This is a genomic window from Pseudomonas sp. Sample_9 (assembly GCF_004307535.1).
Lineage (GTDB): Bacteria > Pseudomonadota > Gammaproteobacteria > Pseudomonadales > Pseudomonadaceae > Aquipseudomonas > Aquipseudomonas mercuritolerans.
In genome coordinates this window covers 1-891 of the sequence record NZ_RAZO01000265.1, presented here as the reverse complement: position 1 = coordinate 891, position 891 = coordinate 1, and the positions used below count along the sequence as shown (strand labels likewise).

At 57.6% G+C, this 891-nt stretch carries 1 protein-coding gene; it reads right to left on the bottom strand.

Annotated features, from left to right (window positions below):
• Positions 1 to 705: a trehalose operon repressor gene (gene treR, locus D6877_RS14810; RefSeq protein ID WP_016773346.1), complete on the bottom strand. Its 705-nt coding sequence runs from the start codon at positions 703 to 705 to the stop codon at positions 1 to 3.
• Between the last annotated feature and the right edge of the window lie 186 nt (positions 706 to 891).

Here is an 891-nt window from a genome sequence, read left to right as displayed (position 1 = left end):
TCAGCGCCGCGCCACATCCGAAAAATAGAACTTGTCCAGCGTATGCCGCGATTCGGTGTATTCGAACTGGCGGCCGTCCTGCAGGAAGGTCTGGTTGCTGACCACGATGACATGGCTCTGGCCGTCGAGGTCCAGGTGTTGTTGGTCGTCCTTGCTGGACGGCACGGCTTCGATGGTGCGCTGAGCGTAGGCGATCTGCAGTTGCAGGGTCTGTTCGATGTGGGCGTAGATCGAATGTTCGGCGATGTCTGCTGACAGATCGGGGATGACGTCGCTGACGAAGTGGTTGATGTCGAGGATGACGCGTTTGCCGTCGATGCGCCGTACCCGCTTGATCCGGGTGATCGGGCTGCCGGGTTCGGCATTGATATGTTCAAGCAATGCACCTTCCAGCGGCACCTGACACATCTCGACCACTTCGGTGCTGACGTCGTTGCCCAGTCGCGGGTGGGTCTCCTGGAAGCTGACGATGCCGCCGAGCTGGAATTCGATCGGGTTGGTCGACAGCACGAACGCGCCTTTGCCATGAATCTTCTGAGCGAAACCGCGCTCTTGCAACTGGTCGATGGCCTTGCGCACCGTGCCGCGGCTGGCCTGATAGGTGTCCATCAGTTCGGTTTCGGAAGGCAGCCGGGCGCCGCGCTCCAGGCGCTGGGTAGTGATGCTGGCAAGCAAATCGCTGTAGATCTGGTTGTATTTGCTCATGGCTGGACTCTGTGCCGACGGTGCTCAAAACCCCGAACCTTAAGGGCAGGGTAGGGGTTTGTCCATGCGGACGAAGGAAAACATCTTAGGTCAGAGTAGGAAGAATCCGCATTTTTCTGACGTTCATCCACGGATGCAAACTCGTACAGACGAGTTGTTGCATTAACTCGTACAGACGAGTATTTT